The organism is Parahoeflea alexandrii, from assembly GCF_027214025.1.
GTDB lineage: Bacteria > Pseudomonadota > Alphaproteobacteria > Rhizobiales > Rhizobiaceae > Hoeflea > Hoeflea alexandrii_A.
In genome coordinates, this window is record NZ_JAPWHB010000001.1 from 562,051 (window position 1) to 577,382 (window position 15,332).

The 15,332-nt window shown below is 63.7% G+C and carries 16 protein-coding genes; 7 read left to right on the plus strand and 9 right to left on the minus strand.

What is annotated here, in order from left to right; all coding sequences use genetic code 11:
• Positions 1 to 29 precede the first annotated feature (29 nt).
• The 5 genes from gatA to O4H62_RS02795 all read right to left on the minus strand — a co-directional run bounded on the left by gatA (position 30) and on the right by O4H62_RS02795 (position 3,787).
• A complete protein-coding gene (gene gatA, locus O4H62_RS02775; protein WP_269385597.1) occupies positions 30 to 1,511 on the minus strand; it encodes an Asp-tRNA(Asn)/Glu-tRNA(Gln) amidotransferase subunit GatA in 1,482 nt (493 codons plus the stop codon).
• Positions 1,508 to 1,990: a GNAT family N-acetyltransferase gene (locus tag O4H62_RS02780; RefSeq protein WP_269385598.1), complete on the minus strand. Its 483-nt coding sequence runs from the start codon at positions 1,988 to 1,990 to the stop codon at positions 1,508 to 1,510. The genes gatA and O4H62_RS02780 overlap by 4 nt, the downstream gene beginning before the upstream one ends.
• Before the next feature lie 4 nt (positions 1,991 to 1,994).
• Entirely contained in the window at positions 1,995 to 2,282 is a 288-nt protein-coding gene (gene gatC / locus O4H62_RS02785; protein ID WP_269385599.1) for an Asp-tRNA(Asn)/Glu-tRNA(Gln) amidotransferase subunit GatC, read from the minus strand.
• Between the two features lie 119 nt (positions 2,283 to 2,401).
• Entirely contained in the window at positions 2,402 to 2,992 is a 591-nt protein-coding gene (locus tag O4H62_RS02790; RefSeq protein ID WP_269385600.1) for a class I SAM-dependent methyltransferase, read from the minus strand.
• Between the two features lie 87 nt (positions 2,993 to 3,079).
• Positions 3,080 to 3,787: a metal-dependent hydrolase gene (locus tag O4H62_RS02795; RefSeq protein WP_269385601.1), complete on the minus strand. Its 708-nt coding sequence runs from the start codon at positions 3,785 to 3,787 to the stop codon at positions 3,080 to 3,082.
• 106 nt (positions 3,788 to 3,893) lie between these two features.
• Between O4H62_RS02795 and ruvX the strand changes: the two genes are divergently transcribed.
• Positions 3,894 to 4,388, plus strand: coding sequence for a Holliday junction resolvase RuvX (gene ruvX, locus O4H62_RS02800; RefSeq protein ID WP_269385602.1), 495 nt, complete (start codon positions 3,894 to 3,896; stop codon positions 4,386 to 4,388).
• On the opposite strand, the gene O4H62_RS02805 is transcribed toward ruvX, so the two are convergent.
• Positions 4,374 to 4,724 carry a DUF6105 family protein gene (locus O4H62_RS02805; protein WP_269385603.1) on the minus strand — a complete coding sequence of 117 codons (351 nt, stop codon included), beginning with the start codon at positions 4,722 to 4,724 and terminating at the stop codon, positions 4,374 to 4,376. The two genes, ruvX and O4H62_RS02805, sit on opposite strands and share 15 nt — an antisense overlap.
• A complete protein-coding gene (locus O4H62_RS02810) occupies positions 4,721 to 5,311 on the minus strand; it encodes a hypothetical protein (protein WP_269385604.1) in 591 nt (196 codons plus the stop codon). Before O4H62_RS02810 ends, O4H62_RS02805 begins: the two co-directional genes overlap by 4 nt.
• Before the next feature lie 161 nt (positions 5,312 to 5,472).
• On the opposite strand from O4H62_RS02810, the gene O4H62_RS02815 reads away from it, so the two are divergent.
• A complete protein-coding gene (locus O4H62_RS02815; RefSeq protein WP_269385605.1) occupies positions 5,473 to 6,423 on the plus strand; it encodes an AEC family transporter in 951 nt (316 codons plus the stop codon).
• On the opposite strand, the gene O4H62_RS02820 is transcribed toward O4H62_RS02815, so the two are convergent.
• Positions 6,405 to 8,063, minus strand: coding sequence for an acyl-CoA dehydrogenase family protein (locus O4H62_RS02820; protein WP_269385606.1), 1,659 nt, complete (start codon positions 8,061 to 8,063; stop codon positions 6,405 to 6,407). The genes O4H62_RS02815 and O4H62_RS02820 overlap by 19 nt on opposite strands.
• Positions 8,064 to 8,192: 129 nt before the next feature.
• Between O4H62_RS02820 and O4H62_RS02825 the strand changes: the two genes are divergently transcribed.
• From O4H62_RS02825 to dprA, 4 genes are all read left to right on the plus strand, one after another.
• Positions 8,193 to 9,125: an aspartate carbamoyltransferase catalytic subunit gene (locus tag O4H62_RS02825; RefSeq protein ID WP_269385607.1), complete on the plus strand. Its 933-nt coding sequence runs from the start codon at positions 8,193 to 8,195 to the stop codon at positions 9,123 to 9,125.
• Positions 9,122 to 10,408 carry a dihydroorotase gene (locus O4H62_RS02830; RefSeq protein WP_269385608.1) on the plus strand — a complete coding sequence of 429 codons (1,287 nt, stop codon included), beginning with the start codon at positions 9,122 to 9,124 and terminating at the stop codon, positions 10,406 to 10,408. Before O4H62_RS02825 ends, O4H62_RS02830 begins: the two co-directional genes overlap by 4 nt.
• 89 nt (positions 10,409 to 10,497) lie before the next feature.
• Positions 10,498 to 11,076 carry a glycerol-3-phosphate 1-O-acyltransferase PlsY gene (gene plsY, locus O4H62_RS02835; RefSeq protein ID WP_269386279.1) on the plus strand — a complete coding sequence of 193 codons (579 nt, stop codon included), beginning with the start codon at positions 10,498 to 10,500 and terminating at the stop codon, positions 11,074 to 11,076.
• On the plus strand, positions 11,076 to 12,224 hold the full coding sequence (gene dprA / locus O4H62_RS02840; RefSeq protein WP_269385609.1) for a DNA-processing protein DprA: 1,149 nt from the start codon (positions 11,076 to 11,078) through the stop codon (positions 12,222 to 12,224). Before plsY ends, dprA begins: the two co-directional genes overlap by 1 nt.
• On the opposite strand, the gene O4H62_RS02845 is transcribed toward dprA, so the two are convergent.
• Positions 12,221 to 12,430 carry a hypothetical protein gene (locus O4H62_RS02845; protein WP_269385610.1) on the minus strand — a complete coding sequence of 70 codons (210 nt, stop codon included), beginning with the start codon at positions 12,428 to 12,430 and terminating at the stop codon, positions 12,221 to 12,223. The genes dprA and O4H62_RS02845 overlap by 4 nt on opposite strands.
• Positions 12,431 to 12,683: 253 nt before the next feature.
• On the opposite strand from O4H62_RS02845, the gene topA reads away from it, so the two are divergent.
• On the plus strand, positions 12,684 to 15,332 hold the full coding sequence (gene topA / locus O4H62_RS02850) for a type I DNA topoisomerase (RefSeq protein WP_269385611.1): 2,649 nt from the start codon (positions 12,684 to 12,686) through the stop codon (positions 15,330 to 15,332).

Here is a 15,332-nt window from a genome sequence, read left to right on the forward strand (position 1 = left end):
GCTAAAAGCGCCTCGGCTGCCGGCCTCCGTCACCACCAACGCTTGGGCTCGAACCGGCCCGCGGCCTGCTCGATCACGTGGGCGGTCTTGAACAGTGTCTCTTCCTCGAACGGACGGCCGATCAGCTGCAGGCCGAGCGGCAGACCCTTGGGGTCAAGGCCCGCAGGGACGGCAATACCTGGAAGGCCGGCCATGTTGACGGTCACGGTGAAGATGTCGTTGAGGTACATCTTCACCGGATCGCTCGCCAGATCCTCGTCGCCAACGGCAAAGGCCGAGGACGGGGTGGCGGGCGTCAGGATGGCGTCAACGCCGGCCTCGAAGGCCAGTTCGAAATCGCGTTTGATCAGGGTGCGGACCTTCTGGGCGCGCAGGTAGTAAGCGTCGTAGTAACCGGCGGACAGCACGTATGTGCCGATCATGATGCGGCGCTTGACCTCCTGGCCGAAGCCTTCGGCGCGGGTTTTTTCGTACATGTCGGCAATGTCCTTGCCGGGCACACGAAGACCGTAACGGACGCCATCGTAACGGGCCAGGTTGGACGAGGCCTCGGCAGGTGCAACGATGTAATAGGCCGGCAGCGCGTACTTTGTGTGCGGCAGCTCGATATCGACGATCTCGGCGCCGGCGTCCCTGAGCCAGGCAATCCCCTGCTGCCACAGCGCCTCGATTTCCGCGGGCATGCCCTCGACGCGGTATTCGCGCGGGATGCCGATCTTCAGGCCCTTGACCGAACCGCCGAGTGCAGCCTCGTAGTCGGGCACCGGCAGATCGACGGAGGTGGTGTCCTTGTCGTCGACAGAAGCCATCGAGCCGAGCAGGATCGCCGCGTCGCGTACGTCGCGGGCGATCGGGCCGGCCTGGTCGAGCGAGGAGGCAAAGGCTGCGATGCCCCAGCGCGAGCAGCGGCCATAGGTCGGCTTGATGCCGACGGTTCCGGTGAACGCCGCCGGCTGGCGGATCGAGCCGCCGGTGTCGGTGGCCGTCGCGCCGGCGCACATCAGCGCCGCGACGGCGGCAGCCGAACCGCCCGAGGAGCCGCCGGGTACCAGGTTGGCGTTGGAGCCTTCGGCGCGCCAGGGGTTGATCACCGGACCGTAGTAGGAGGTCTCGTTGGACGAGCCCATGGCGAACTCGTCCATGTTGAGCTTGCCGAGCATGACTGCGCCATCGGCCCAGAGATTGGCGGTGACGGTGGATTCGTAGCGCGGCTCGAAGCCGTCGAGCACATGGGAGCAGGCCTGGGTGTGAACGCCCTCGGTGGCGTAGAGATCCTTGACGCCGAGCGGGATGCCTTCCAGCGCTCCGGCCGTGCCGCCGGCGCGGCGGGCGTCGGAGGCTTTCGCCATCTCGCGGGCCTTGTCGGCGGTCACCTTCACATAGGCGTTGATCGCCGGGTTGGCGGCTTCGATGGCAGCCAGGTAGGCGTCGGTCAGCTCGACACTGGAGAAGGCGCCCTTCTTCATTTCGTCACGGGCTTCGGCGATGGTCAGACGGATCAGGTCGGTCATGCGGACAACTTCTTTTCAAAGAACCGGGAATAGCCGGAATCAGGGTAATCGAGGACGGCGCCACATTCGGTGAAGCCATGATTTTCATAAAGCCGGACGGCGGCGGCAAGCCCCTCGCCCACGCCGGTTTCAAGAACCAGCCTTTCAATGCCGAGGTCGCGGGCGCGCGCGCAAATCGCATCGAGAAGCGCCGAGCCTATGCGCTGGCCGCGCACCTCAGGCGCGGTGAACATGCGCTTGACCTCGCCGGTGCGGGCGCCGGCGTCGAGGCCGACATCCTTGAGCGCGCCGAGACCGACGGCCAGGCCTGTCTCGTCCCGCGCGACGAACACGGTGGTATCGTCGCGCGCCATTTCCTCGATGTTCAGACCGAAATGAAATTCGGCCGGCGCCAGCGGCACCAGATAGGCGTCCAGCGCTTCGACAAGCGCCGTGACGTCATCCTGAATCGGGGATTCAATGGCGACCGAAACAGCCATAGTGCTACTCGACCACCTTCGGGACGACAAAGAAATTGTCGGTCGATTCAGGCGCGTTGGCGACAATGTCCTCGGCCTTGGAGCCGTCGGTGACAACATCTGCGCGCTTTTTCATCGCCATCGGGGTGACCGAGGTCATCGGCTCGACGCCGTCGACATTGACTTCGGACAGGTGTTCAACGAAGCCCAGAATGGTGTTGAGTTCACCTTCCATGCGGGCGGCTTCCTCGTCGGTGACCGCAATGCGGGCCAGGTGCGCAACGCGTTTGACGGTGGCAAGATCTACGGACATCGGGTCCTCATCGGGTGATATGAACGGGTGGCCCCGCTATAGCCGCGCGCGGGCAGCCGCGCAACTGCGGGGCCAGGATTTGTCGTCGCGCCAGGCTGTCCTTCATCCAAAAGCCAACATTACTTGATCGCGATGACATGAAGCCATTCGGTGGGCTTGCCGTCATAGCCACCACCCATTTCGGTTGTGATTTTCACGTCCGTCCATCCCGAAGCCGTGTACCAGTCCTGCAACAAGCGCTCCGACGGGTAATTGTAGTACCGGTCAAATTGGTCGCAGCCTTCTGTTTCTCCGGCCTTGAAGCTGGCGTAGAAGGGCCCGCCGTTCCTCAATGCGGCATGAATTCTCGAAAGAATTCCCGGCAGGTTTTCCCTTGGGACATGCAACAGGCAGGCATTCGCCCATATCCCGTCACAGCTGTGTTTCTCGTCCAGATCGGCGAACAAGAGAGTGGCAACAGGAATGCCGAGACGCTGTTCGGCCGCTCGCGCCATTTCGGGCGTCCCGTCGGTCGGACGCACATCAAATCCCCTTCCAATCATGAATTCGCTGTCCCGCCCGTCACCGCATCCCAACTCGAGAATGACGGTGCCGGCTGGCAGCAAAGACAGAAAAGCCTCGATATGCTTCGAATTCGGATGTTCACCCCGTGAGGCATAGGCGGAAGCTTCCCGCGAATAGAAGTCGATCGTCCGATCATCCCGGGTCATTTTCTTCCCATGTTCCGCTTCGCGACCATTCCATTCTTGAGAAAGGCGGTCGTGGCGCGTTTGGCCAAATGTACCCCGGTCAGCGCGTCAGACAGTCACGCTCTCGCCGGATCTGGGCACGGCGACGTTCTTGGCGTCGTCTTCCATCGCCTCGACGAAGGCATCGGCCGTCTGGTCGAGGATCGGGAACGTGCCGTAGTGGCAGGGCAGCACCTTGGCGAAGGAGAAGAACCTGCGGCAGGCGAGCGCCGCCACCGCGCCACCCATGGTGAAGCGGTCGCCGATCGGCACGATGCCGATTTCCGGGCGATGCAATTCGTTGATCAACGCCATATCGGAGAAGATGTCGGTGTCGCCCATGTGCAGCAGACCCGGCTCGTCCTCGAAATGCAACATCAGGCCATTGGCGCTGCCGAGCGAGTGCGACACCCCGTCGGAGGTGATGTGGGCGGAGGAATGCAGCGCATTGACGAAGGTCGCGGAAAAACCGTCGAGTGAAATCGTGCCGCCGGTGTTGCCCATTTCCAGGCGGTCGAGGCCGTGGTGATGGCTGAGCCACACGCCCAGATCGTAATTGGCGAGCACCACCGCGCCGGTTTCCTTGGCGATCGTCGCGGTGTCGCCGACATGATCGCCATGGCCGTGCGTGAGCAGGATATGGGTGATGCCCTTGACCGCATCCTTGCGGTCATTGCCTTCAAAGGAGGGGTTTCCGGTGAAGAACGGATCGATGAGGATCGTCGACTTGGCGGTTTCCAGCCGGAATGCAGAATGACCTAGCCAGGTGATTTTCATGAGTTTCTCTCCCTCGCAATTTGCGGCCCTCGCATTTCAAGGGCTTGTTCGCTAAACCCATCATCTAGCGCGGCAGACGCTGTGGCGCAAAGGCAGAGAGTAAAAAATGGCGGCTATCAGCATCGAAGAGCTTTCCGGGCAAATTCAACCCGGGCAAACCATTGCCGGAATAGACCTGGGTACGGAAACCATCGGACTGGCGGTCTCGGACCTGTCGCTGAGGCTCGCCTCGCCGCGCCCGATGATCAAGCGCAAGAAGTTCACGCTCGATGCCATTGCCCTGATCGAGGCCCTGGACCGCGACAAGGCGGGTGCGGCGGTGATCGGCCTGCCGGTCAACATGGATGGCAGCGAAGGCCCGCGCGCCCAGGCGACCCGGGCCTTCGTGCGCAACATGGCGCAGAAGACGGAATTGCCGTTCGTGTTCTGGGACGAGCGGCTGTCGACAGTGGCCGCAGAACGGGCGCTGATCGAGATGGATGTCTCGCGCAAGAAGCGCAAGGAGCGCATCGATTCGGCCGCCGCCAGTTTCATCCTGCAGGGCGCGCTCGACCGGTTGACCGGATTGCGCACGCAAAAGGCTGCCTCAGGAAATACGTGAGTACTCGGCCTCGGCGGAGTTGGGGACCTGCATCGGGTCTTCGCGGCTTTCGCTCCAGCCAAGCATCTTGCGGATGGCGGCCCAGATCTGCTTGCGGCGGCGCTTGATCACGATGAAGCCGATGACCAGAAGCGTGTCGAGAATGATCGCCTTCAGCACCAGCGGCGGAATGGTTTCGGGCGGAATACCAAGCAGGTTGCCATAGATGGTGAAAACCAGGTCGTGCAGGTCGCGGCTCAGAATCCGGTAGCCGAAATTGATGTCGTAGTAGGACAGGCCGTACCAGCTGCCGAGCAGGACGATCGGCGTCACCCAGAGAACGAGAAAGACCTTCATGAACGTGTTCCCTGCCTGGATATGGACGCAAGCTGCGCACTGAAGGCCGCATGATTGGCGGCGTGATCGGCAATCACCCGATCGAGCTCGCCGATCCCTTCATCCCCCACCCCATCGGGTTCGATCCGCGACTGGGAAAGCGACATGATTGTCAGGAAAAGTCCGCCAAGGGCGCCGAATTCCAGCGCCAGCAGTGTTCCCGCCTGACCGCCGGCGAAGAACACCAGCGTGGTCAGCATGGAGGCCGCGGCCGTGCAGGCCACCGCCCCTTGCGCCAGGGGCCGCGCTTCGCGCTGTTCGCGCTCCTCGCCAAAGACATAAAACACCATCGCAAAAAGAAGCAGACCGGCGGATGCGGCGCTGAAACCGCCGAGAAGCCCGAAGACGACGCTTTGTGCAAGCGGGGACAGGCCGATGGCCCGCATCGCGGCTGTGGCGCTGTCCACCAGCCCGGCATCGGCAAAAAGGGTCAATCCGGCCAGACTGACACCGTCCTGCGGCGCATAGGTCACAACCAGCGCCAGAAGCGACAGGTAGCAGACCCAGAACAGCATCATCGAGGCGTAGTACAGGCGGCTTGATATCATCACGGGTCCGTCGGAGCTCATCGGATGTGGTTAATCTTGCCTGACACCATGACGGCGGCGACCGGCCCGCGCAATGTAAACCATTTGTTAAGGTTAACGGCCGCCATTGCCCAACCTGCCCGAGCCGCTTATGAGGAGGCTCACTTCATCCGGCGATACCCATGATCCCCATTTTCGAAAGCATCCTGCCGATTTTCCTGATCGTGCTGCTCGGCGTGGCGCTCAGACGCGCCCCGTTTATCGACCAGAGCGTCTGGCCCGGCCTGGAAACGATCGGCTACTACCTGCTGTTTCCATCGCTCCTGTTCCTGACCCTGGCAACAGCCGATTTTTCCGGCCTTGAACTCGGTACCGTTGCGCTGGTTGCGCTGCTGGCGATGATCGTCATGACAATCCTGCTGGTCGTCATTCATCCGCTCGCCCGCGCCCGGGGCATGTCGGACGCAAGCTACACATCGTTGTTTCAGACGTCTTCGCGCTGGAATGCGTTCATCGCGCTGGCGATCGCCGAGAAACTGGCCGGTTCCACCGGTCTGGCGCTGGTGGCGCTGGTGATGGCGGTGCTGGTGATCCCGCTCAACCTCATCAATGTCACCATGCTGGTCTGGTACGGAACCGGCGCACGCAGCATGGGAACGCTCGCCAAACGCATTGTCGGAAACCCGCTGATCCTTGGCTGTGCGGCAGGCATCGCCGTCAACGCCCTGCCCTTCGATCTCTACCCGCCGGTCGAACAGGCGGTCGACCTGATCGCGCGATCCTCGCTCGGGCTCGGGCTGTTGATGGTCGGTGCCGGCCTCAAGCTCACCGACGCGCTGCGGCCAGGTCCGGCGGTGCTGACACCTGTCGCGCTCAAGCTGATCGTCTTCCCGGTCATCATGGTGGGGCTGGCGCTCGGTCTTGGGCTCAGCGGGGAGACGGTGCTGATCCTGGCGCTCTGCGCTTCCGTGCCGACTGCGATGAACGGCTATCTGCTGGCGCGCCAGATGGGCGGCGATGCTCCGCTTTATGCGGCGGTCACCACCGTGCAGACGGTGGCATCCTTCGTGACCATTCCAGCGGTGATGTGGGCAGCCGGGCTGATCGCTGCGGCTCAGGCCGCCGGCGGATAGAGCAGGTCGACGATCTGGCGGGCATCGAACCGGGCATCAAGCATGCCGTAGGTCGAGCGCCATGCGCCGCCGAGCCGGGTTTCGACAAAGGCTTCGGCAACATGGCCGGCGCCGAGCCGGGTCAGTTCGGCTGCGGCAGCGGCAAGCGCCAACTGCTCGGTCAGCAGCCGCGCGGCGCCCTCATCGCGTTCCGCCACCGCCATGCAGGCGCGCAGCACGTCAACCGTGCGCGGACCGGCGGCGCCCAGATCACGGTTGATGCTCTCGAGCGCCACTTCGCACAGGTCGCGGCCGCGGGTCAGCACCCTGAGCACATCAAGCGCCATGACGTTGCCAGAGCCTTCCCAGATGGCGTTGACCGGCGCCTCGCGGTAGTGACGCGCAACCGCCCGCTCCTCGACATAGCCATTGCCGCCCATGCATTCCATAACCTCGTAGATGACCGAGGGCGCGATCTTGCAGACCCAGTACTTGACCACCGGGGTCATAAGCCGGGCGATGGCGGCTTCGGCAGGGTTGTCACGGGCCTTGTCGAAGGCGCGCGCGAGCCGCAGCGACAAGGCGGTTGCCGCGGCGGTTTCGAGCGCCAGGTCGGCCAGCACCCGCGCCATCAAGGGCTGGTCGATCAGCAATTCCCCGAACACCCGGCGATGGCGGCAATGGTGCACGGCCTCGGCAAGGCTCGCACGCATCATGCCGGCCGAGGCGAGTGCGCAATCAAGCCGCGTCAACGTCACCATGTCCAGAATGGTGCGCACCCCCTCGCCTTCACCACCAAGCAGGAAGCCGAACGTGTCGCTGAACTCGACTTCCGATGATGCGTTGGAGCGGTTACCAATCTTGTCTTTCAACCGTTGCAGGCGCAGGCCGTTGAGGTTTCCGTCCTCGAGAATGCGCGGCACCAGGAAGCAGCTCAGTTCACCGCTCGATTCGACGCCGGTGCGGGCCAGCATGACGAAGGCATCCGACATCGGCGCGGACAGGAACCATTTGTGGCCCGACAGCCGGTAGACGCCTTCGCCGGCGCGGGTGGCCACGCTCTGGTTGGCGCGGACGTCGGTGCCGCCCTGCTTTTCGGTCATGCCCATGCCGATGGTCACGCCGGATTTTTGCATTGCCGGACGGTGGCTCGAATCGTAACGCCGAGAGACCACCTGCGGCGCCCAGGCCTTCTCGATGCGCGGCGAGGCCATGATCGCGGCGATCGAGGCGTTGGTCATGGTCAACGGGCAGAGATGGCCGCATTCCAGACCTGCGGTGAGGAAGAAGCGGATGGCGCGCGCCTGGTGCGCATAGCCCGCCTCCTCGCGCCGGCCTTCCCAGACCGAGCCCTGCAGGCCGCCCGCCACGCCGCGGCGCATCAGTGCGTGCCAGCTGGGATGGAAATCGACCTGATCGATGCGGTTGCCGAAGCCGTCATGGGTCCTGAGCTCGGGCACGGAACGGTTGGCGATGCGGGCCAGGTCCTGGGCTTCGGCGGAGGCCACGAACTTGCCGACCGTTTCGAAATCGATGCGCAGCGCCCGCGGCATGTCGGCCGCGATGTCCTTCAGCAAGGGATCGGAACGGTAGGCATTGTGCCCGGAAAAGGCAGGGCTTTGATTGTCGGCCTGGGGGCCAAAGGCTTGGATCGGGCTCATCGGACCTCGCTTACAGGGATTCGCGCGGTTTTGCATGGGGACATCGCGCATTTCCGGCTCCGGCATGCTTGCCCCTGCCCCGGAACCTTTCTATAGACCGCTCACGTCTTCAATCCTATGGGACCCACGATGTCATTTCCGCACCGCCACCTTCTCGGAATCAAGGGGCTTTCGGAGCCGGACATCCACTATCTGCTCGATCAGGCGGACGAAGCGGTCAAGATTTCCCGCCAGCGAGAGAAGAAGACTTCCACCCTTCGGGGTCTCACGCAAATCAACCTGTTCTTCGAATCCTCGACCCGGACGCAAGCCTCGTTCGAACTGGCCGGCAAGCGGCTCGGCGCGGACGTGATGAACATGTCGGTTGCCAATTCCAGCGTCAAGAAGGGCGAGACCCTCGTCGACACCGCGATGACGCTCAATGCCATGCGGCCCGACGTGCTGGTGGTTCGGCATTCGTCGGCGGGCGCCGTGGCGCTTCTGTCGCAGAAGGTCGGCTGCCCGGTGATCAATGCCGGAGACGGGGCACATGAGCACCCGACCCAGGCGCTGCTCGACGCGCTGACCATCCGCCGCGCCAAGGGCAAGGTCGGGCGCCTGACGGTGGCCATCTGCGGCGACGTGCTGCACTCGCGCGTCGCCCGCTCGAACATCCTGCTGCTCAACGCGCTTGGCGCGCGGGTCCGGGTGGTGGCGCCGTCGACGCTGCTGCCTTCCGGCATCGCCGACATGGGTGTGGAAGTGTTCCGGCGCATGGAGGACGGGATCAAGGACGCCGACGTGGTGATGATGCTGAGATTGCAGCGCGAGCGCATGGCCGGCTCCTTCGTGCCGTCGGTGCGCGAGTATTTCCGCTATTTCGGCCTCGACGCCGAGAAGCTGAAGGCGGCCAAGGAAGATGCCCTGGTGATGCACCCCGGGCCGATGAACCGCGGTGTGGAAATCGCCTCCGACATTGCCGACGGGCCGCAGAGCGTGATCGAACAGCAGGTCGAGATGGGCGTCGCGGTGCGGATGGCGGTGATGGAGACGCTGATGCTGCACGGGGAGTTGGCCCGATGAGCGCGCGGATCCTGAAGAATGTCCGGATTGTCGATCCCTCGACCGGCATGGACGAAACCGGCGACATCGTCATCATCGACGGGAAGATCGCCGCCTGTGGCGGGGATGCGGCAGGGTTCGCCGCGCCGGCTGATGCCGAGACCGAAGACTGCAGCGGTCTGATCGCCATTCCCGGGCTTGTGGACGCCTGCGTGCATATCGGCGAACCGGGCGCGGAGCATCGCGAAACCATCGCGTCCGCCAGCCGGGCGGCGGCCAAGGGCGGCGTCACCTCGATCATCATGATGCCCGACACCGATCCGGTGATCGATGACGTGGCGCTGGTCGATTTCGTCCAGCGGCTGGCCCGCGACGAGGCCATCGTCCGGGTCCATCCGGCCGCAGCGCTGACCAAGGGGCTCGACGGCGAGGAAATGACCGAGTTCGGCCTGCTTCTCGAAGCCGGCGCCGTCATGCTCTCCAACGGACGGCATACGGTCGACAACCCGGCGGTGATGCGGCGGGCGATGACCTATGCACGCGACTTCGGCGCGGTGATCGCCGTGGCGACACAGGACCGGCAACTGGGCGGCACAGGCGTGATGAACGAGGGTCTGTTTGCAAGCTGGCTGGGATTGCCCGGCATCCCGCGCGAGGCCGAGATCATCCCGCTCGAGCGCGACCTGCGGCTGGCGGCTCTGACCCGCTCGCGCTATCACGCGATGAGCATTTCGGTGCCCGAGTCCGCCGAAATCATCCGCGCCGCCAAGGCGCGCGGGCTCGATGTAACCGCCGGGATCTCGATCAATCACCTGACCCTCAACGAGACAGACATCGGCGAATACCGGACCTTCTTCCGGCTGTCGCCGCCGCTTCGGACCGAAGATGACCGCCGGGCCATGGTTGCCGCGCTGGCGGACGGCGCCATCGACATCATCGTCTCGGCGCATGATCCGCAGGATGTCGACACCAAGCGCCTGCCCTTCGCGGATGCGGAGAACGGCGCCATCGGGCTTGAAACCCTGCTCGCGGCAGCACTCAGGCTTTATCATTCGGGCGATGTTCCGCTGATGCGTCTGGTGGACGCCATGTCGACGCGGCCGGCGAAGATCCTCGGCCTTGATGCGGGAACGCTGCAACCGGGCGCGCGCGCCGACATCGCCCTCGTCGACCCGGACTATCCATGGGTTCTGTCCAAGGATGATATTGTCTCCAAATCGAAGAACAGCGCGTTCGAGGATGCGCGGTTTACCGGCAAAGTATTGCAAACCATGGTTGCAGGTGTCACAGTTTACAGAACCTGAGAGCGGCTTCACAAAGCTGCGAGCAGGGTTCGTCGGAGGAAGAACGCGCCGTGCCTGACTTGATCCAATGGACCCTGTCCACTCCGCTGATGCTTGGCTCGCTGCTGTTCGGCTATCTGTGCGGCTCGATCCCGTTCGGGCTGATCCTGACCCGCATGGCCGGTCTCGGCGATGTCCGCAAGATCGGCTCGGGCAATATCGGCGCGACCAACGTGCTGCGTACAGGCAACAAGAAGCTCGCCGCGGCAACGCTGCTTGCCGATGCGCTGAAGGGTACGGTGGCGGTTGTCGCCGCCCGGCAGGTTCTTGGCATGGAAGCCGCCCTGCTCGCCGGTCTCGGCGCGTTCCTCGGACATCTCTATCCGGTCTGGCTCAAGTTCAAGGGCGGCAAGGGTGTTGCCACCTATCTCGGCGTTCTGCTCGGCCTTGCGCCGCTGATCGTCATCGTCTTCGCGGTCGTGTGGCTCGGCATGGCCAAGGTCTTCCGCTATTCCTCGCTGGCCGCACTGACTGCTGCGGTGGTGGTGCCGATCGCTCTTTACCTATACGGCAGGCCCGAGGTCGCGTCGCTGTTTGTGGTGATGTCGCTGATCACCATTCTCAAGCACCACGAGAACATCCGCCGCCTACTTTCCGGCACCGAAAGCCGGATCGGGGACAAGAGCTAATGTCTGCCGGCGACGAAGGGAGACGCGGCGTCCCCCTTTCCGATCGCCAACGACTGAACTGGCTTCGCCTGATCCGCTCCGACAATGTCGGCCCTGTAACATTTCGCGACCTGATCAATCATTTCGGCTCGGCTGAAACGGCAATCGAGCAATTGCCGGAACTGTCGCGGCGCGGCGGATCGGCGCGCTCGATCCGGGTGGCGAGCGTCGACGACGCGGAACGCGAACTGGAGGCGGCGCGGAAATTCGGCGCGGTCTTCATCGGCATCGGCGAGCCGGACTACCCGCCGGCGCTCAGACGCATCGACGGCGCGCCGCCGCTGATCGCAGCCATCGGCGACCTGGCGCTGGCGACTCGGGCTTCGGTGGGCATTGTCGGCGCGCGCAACGCCTCGGTATCAGGCGCCAAGATGGCCGCGCGGATGGCGCGGGAACTGGGGGCTGCCGGCTATGTCATCGTTTCCGGCTTTGCCCGCGGCATAGATGCTGCGGCGCACCGGGCAAGCATGGAGAGCGGCACGATCGCCGCGCTGGCAGGAGGCCTCGACCAGCCCTATCCGCCGGAGAACGCCGAACTCTACAGTGAAATCTGCGCCGGTAACGGCCTGGCAATCAGCGAGATGCCGATGGGCTGGGAGCCGCGGGCACGGGATTTTCCCCGACGCAACCGGTTGATCGCCGGCGTCGCGCTGGGGCTTGTGGTGATCGAGGCGGCAGAGCGCTCCGGATCGCTGATCACCGCGCGCCGCGCCGCGGATTTCGGCAGGCTGGTGTTCGCGGTCCCCGGCTCGCCACTCGATCCGCGCGCGGCGGGAACCAACGGCCTGCTCAAGGACGGCGCGATCGTGACCACCGCGAGCGGCGACGTGATCGATGCCCTGGCACCCTCAAGCCGGCTGTTCCCCGATGACGAGCCGTTACTTGAAGAGCCGGAAGACGACGGCGCGCGCTTCACCGAACCGCATGACGACGAGCGAACCCGGGTGATCGAGGCGCTGGGGCCCTCGCCAGCCGAGATCGACGACATCATCCGGCATACCGGGGTTCCGGCGCAAACAGTTTATCTGGTGCTGATCGAACTCGATCTCGCCGGCCGTCTGCACCGGCACCCCGGCGGCATGGTGTCACTTGCCTTCGACAGCGACTAAGACCGTTTTTCAGTGACGCTCACCGGTCTTGAACCCTTGAGTATTTCGCCCGCCTCGAGATAGGCCATCTCGATCAGGTAACAGAGCATGTCGGCTTCTTCGTTGCGCGCAACGGTGCCCAACTCCCCCAGCATCTGCCTGATATAGGCGATGTTCTGCTCCTTGCGCACCGTCTCCGGCTTGCCTTGAGAGGGGTGGGTTTGCATCGACGCTCCCTTGCTGTTGGCCGTTCCCGGTCGCGTGACGAGCGGGGTCCGGATCGGAAATTCACGATAACTTAATTATCTTAAATTGCAATACAGTTGCAATCGCGCATTGGTTGTATTCGGGTTGCGAAATGGGCGTAAATCGGAAGATGGGCTTGACCGCATCGATTTCGATGTACATTTCGTGGGCCAAATCGGTACGGCGCGAATTCGCGCGGCATGCCGAAAACCTAGGCCGAGTGCGAGCAATCTTATGAATGTAGTGGTAGTGGAATCGCCTGCGAAGGCAAAAACGATCAACAAGTACCTCGGAAACGGGTACAAGGTCCTGGCATCGTTCGGCCACGTCCGCGACCTTCCGGCCAAGGATGGCTCGGTGCTTCCCGACGACGATTTCGCCATGTCCTGGGAAGTCGACACCGCATCGAACAAGCGGCTCAAGGATATCACCGACGCGCTCAAGGGCGCTGACTCTCTCATTCTGGCAACCGACCCGGATCGCGAGGGCGAGGCGATTTCCTGGCATGTGCTGGAAGTGCTGAACAAGAAGAAGGCGCTCAAGGACAAGAAGGTCTCCCGCGTTGTCTTCAACGCCATCACCAAGAAATCGGTGCTCGACGCGATGGCCAATCCGCGCGAGATCGACACGCCGCTGGTCGACGCCTATCTGGCGCGCCGGGCGCTCGACTACCTGGTCGGCTTCAATCTTTCGCCGGTTCTGTGGCGCAAGCTGCCCGGCGCTCGTTCGGCCGGCCGCGTTCAATCGGTGGCGCTCAGACTGGTCTGCGACCGAGAGAGCGAGATCGAACGCTTCAACTCGGAAGAATACTGGCAGATATCGGCGGATCTGAAGACCCCGCGCGGCGATGCATTCACCGCCCGGCTCACCTCGCATGACGGTGAGAAAATCACCAAGATGTCGGTGACCAACGGCGATCTCGCCAACAGGATCAAGGGCATGCTGGACGGCGCTTCGTTTGTCGCCGACAGCGTCGAAGCCAAGCCGACGCGGCGCAACCCGTCGCCGCCGTTTACCACGTCGACGCTGCAGCAGGCCGCGTCCTCCAAGCTCGGCTTCAATGCCTCGCGCACCATGCAGGTGGCGCAGAAACTCTACGAAGGCATCGACATCGGCGGCGAGACCGTCGGTCTGATCACCTATATGCGTACGGACGGCGTGCAGATGGCGCCGGAGGCGATCGAGGAAGCAAGAACGGCCATCGCGACGCGCTTCGGTGCGAGGTATGTGCCTGAAAAGGCACGGCTTTACTCGACCAAGGCGAAGAACGCGCAGGAGGCCCACGAGGCCATCCGCCCGACCGGTTTCGAGCGTGCGCCGGATGACCTGAAGCGATATCTCGATGCCGACCAGCTCAAGCTCTACGACCTGATCTGGAAACGCGCCACCGCCAGCCAGATGGCCTCGGCGGAGATCGAACGGACGACGGTGGACATCACCGCCACCAAGGACGGCAAGACGGCCGGACTTCGCGCCACGGGCTCGGTGATCCGTTTCGACGGCTTCATCGCCGCCTACACGGACGCCAAGGAAGACGGCGAACAATCCGACGGGGACGGCGATGACGATGCACGGCTGCCCGAGATCAATGCCCGCGAGGCGCTCGCCAGGGAGAAGATCAACGCCACCCAGCATTTCACCGAACCGCCGCCGCGCTATTCGGAAGCCTCGCTGATCAAGAAGATGGAAGAGCTCGGCATCGGCCGGCCCTCGACCTATGCCTCGACGCTGGCAACGCTGCGCGACCGCGAATACGTGACGATCGACAAGCGCAAGCTGACCCCCGAACCGAAGGGCCGCCTGGTCATCGCGTTCCTGGAGAACTTCTTCGAACGCTATGTCGAATTCGGCTTCACCGCCGATCTCGAAGAGAAGCTTGACCGGATCTCTGCGGGCGAGCTGGCCTGGAAGGACGTGCTTCGAGAATTCTGGACGGAATTCCATGCGCATCTCGACGAGACCAAGGATCTTCGCGTTACCCAGGTGCTCGATGCACTGAACGAGGCGCTTGCGCCGCTGGTCTTCCCGGTGCGCGAAGATGGCTCCAACCCGAGGATCTGCCCGACCTGCGGAACCGGAAACCTGTCGCTCAAGCTCGGCAAGTACGGTGCCTTTGTCGGCTGCTCGAACTATCCGGACTGTAACTTCACCCGCCAGCTGTCGAGCGACCAGAACGCCGAGGGCGATGCGGCGCTGTCGAACGAGCCGAAGGATCTCGGGAAAGATCCGCACACGGGCGAGCCGATTACCCTGCGCACCGGCCGGTTCGGGCCTTACGTCCAGCGTGGCGACGGCAAGGAGGCCAAGCGCGCCAGCCTTCCCAAAGGCTGGGCTGTCGATTCCATCGACCACGAGAAGGCCATGGCGCTCATCAACCTGCCGCGCGATATCGGACAGCATCCTGAATCGGGCAAGATGATCTCCGCCGGCATCGGCCGCTATGGCCCGTTCGTGCTGCATGAGGGAACCTACGCCAACCTTGAAACCGTGGAGGACGTGTTCTCCATCGGCCTCAACCGCGCGGTCACGGTGATTGCCGAAAAGCAGGCAAAGGGTCCGGGCCGCGGACGTGGTACGCCGACTGCGCTGAAAAGCCTGGGCGATCACCCCGATGGCGGTGAAATCACCGTGCGCGACGGCAAGTACGGACCTTACGTCAACTGGGGCAAGATCAACGCCACCCTGCCCAAGGACAAGGTCCCGGCCGAGGTCACGGTCGAGGAGGCGCTCGAACTGATCGCAGCCCGGGCCGCGGCCTCCGGCAAGAAGACCAAGGCACCGGCCAAGAAGGCGGTCGCCAAGACCAAGCCGAAGGCGAAAGCCGCCGCCAAGAAACCGGCGGCGGCGAAGAAGCCGGCTGCCGCCAAGGCCAAGAAGGACTGA

Excerpts from the sequence above, each read along its gene's own strand:
- gatA (WP_269385597.1), bottom strand. The coding sequence starts at position 1,511 with ATGACCGACCTGATCCGTCTGACCATCGCCGAAGCCCGTGACGAAATG.
- O4H62_RS02780 (WP_269385598.1), bottom strand. The coding sequence starts at position 1,990 with ATGGCTGTTTCGGTCGCCATTGAATCCCCGATTCAGGATGACGTCACG.
- gatC (WP_269385599.1), bottom strand. The coding sequence starts at position 2,282 with ATGTCCGTAGATCTTGCCACCGTCAAACGCGTTGCGCACCTGGCCCGC.
- O4H62_RS02790 (WP_269385600.1), bottom strand. The coding sequence starts at position 2,992 with ATGACCCGGGATGATCGGACGATCGACTTCTATTCGCGGGAAGCTTCC.
- O4H62_RS02795 (WP_269385601.1), bottom strand. The coding sequence starts at position 3,787 with ATGAAAATCACCTGGCTAGGTCATTCTGCATTCCGGCTGGAAACCGCC.
- ruvX (WP_269385602.1), top strand. The coding sequence starts at position 3,894 with ATGGCGGCTATCAGCATCGAAGAGCTTTCCGGGCAAATTCAACCCGGG.
- O4H62_RS02805 (WP_269385603.1), bottom strand. The coding sequence starts at position 4,724 with ATGAAGGTCTTTCTCGTTCTCTGGGTGACGCCGATCGTCCTGCTCGGC.
- O4H62_RS02810 (WP_269385604.1), bottom strand. The coding sequence starts at position 5,311 with ATGATATCAAGCCGCCTGTACTACGCCTCGATGATGCTGTTCTGGGTC.
- O4H62_RS02815 (WP_269385605.1), top strand. The coding sequence starts at position 5,473 with ATGATCCCCATTTTCGAAAGCATCCTGCCGATTTTCCTGATCGTGCTG.
- O4H62_RS02820 (WP_269385606.1), bottom strand. The coding sequence starts at position 8,063 with ATGAGCCCGATCCAAGCCTTTGGCCCCCAGGCCGACAATCAAAGCCCT.
- O4H62_RS02825 (WP_269385607.1), top strand. The coding sequence starts at position 8,193 with ATGTCATTTCCGCACCGCCACCTTCTCGGAATCAAGGGGCTTTCGGAG.
- O4H62_RS02830 (WP_269385608.1), top strand. The coding sequence starts at position 9,122 with ATGAGCGCGCGGATCCTGAAGAATGTCCGGATTGTCGATCCCTCGACC.
- plsY (WP_269386279.1), top strand. The coding sequence starts at position 10,498 with ATGCTTGGCTCGCTGCTGTTCGGCTATCTGTGCGGCTCGATCCCGTTC.
- dprA (WP_269385609.1), top strand. The coding sequence starts at position 11,076 with ATGTCTGCCGGCGACGAAGGGAGACGCGGCGTCCCCCTTTCCGATCGC.
- O4H62_RS02845 (WP_269385610.1), bottom strand. The coding sequence starts at position 12,430 with ATGCAAACCCACCCCTCTCAAGGCAAGCCGGAGACGGTGCGCAAGGAG.
- topA (WP_269385611.1), top strand. The coding sequence starts at position 12,684 with ATGAATGTAGTGGTAGTGGAATCGCCTGCGAAGGCAAAAACGATCAAC.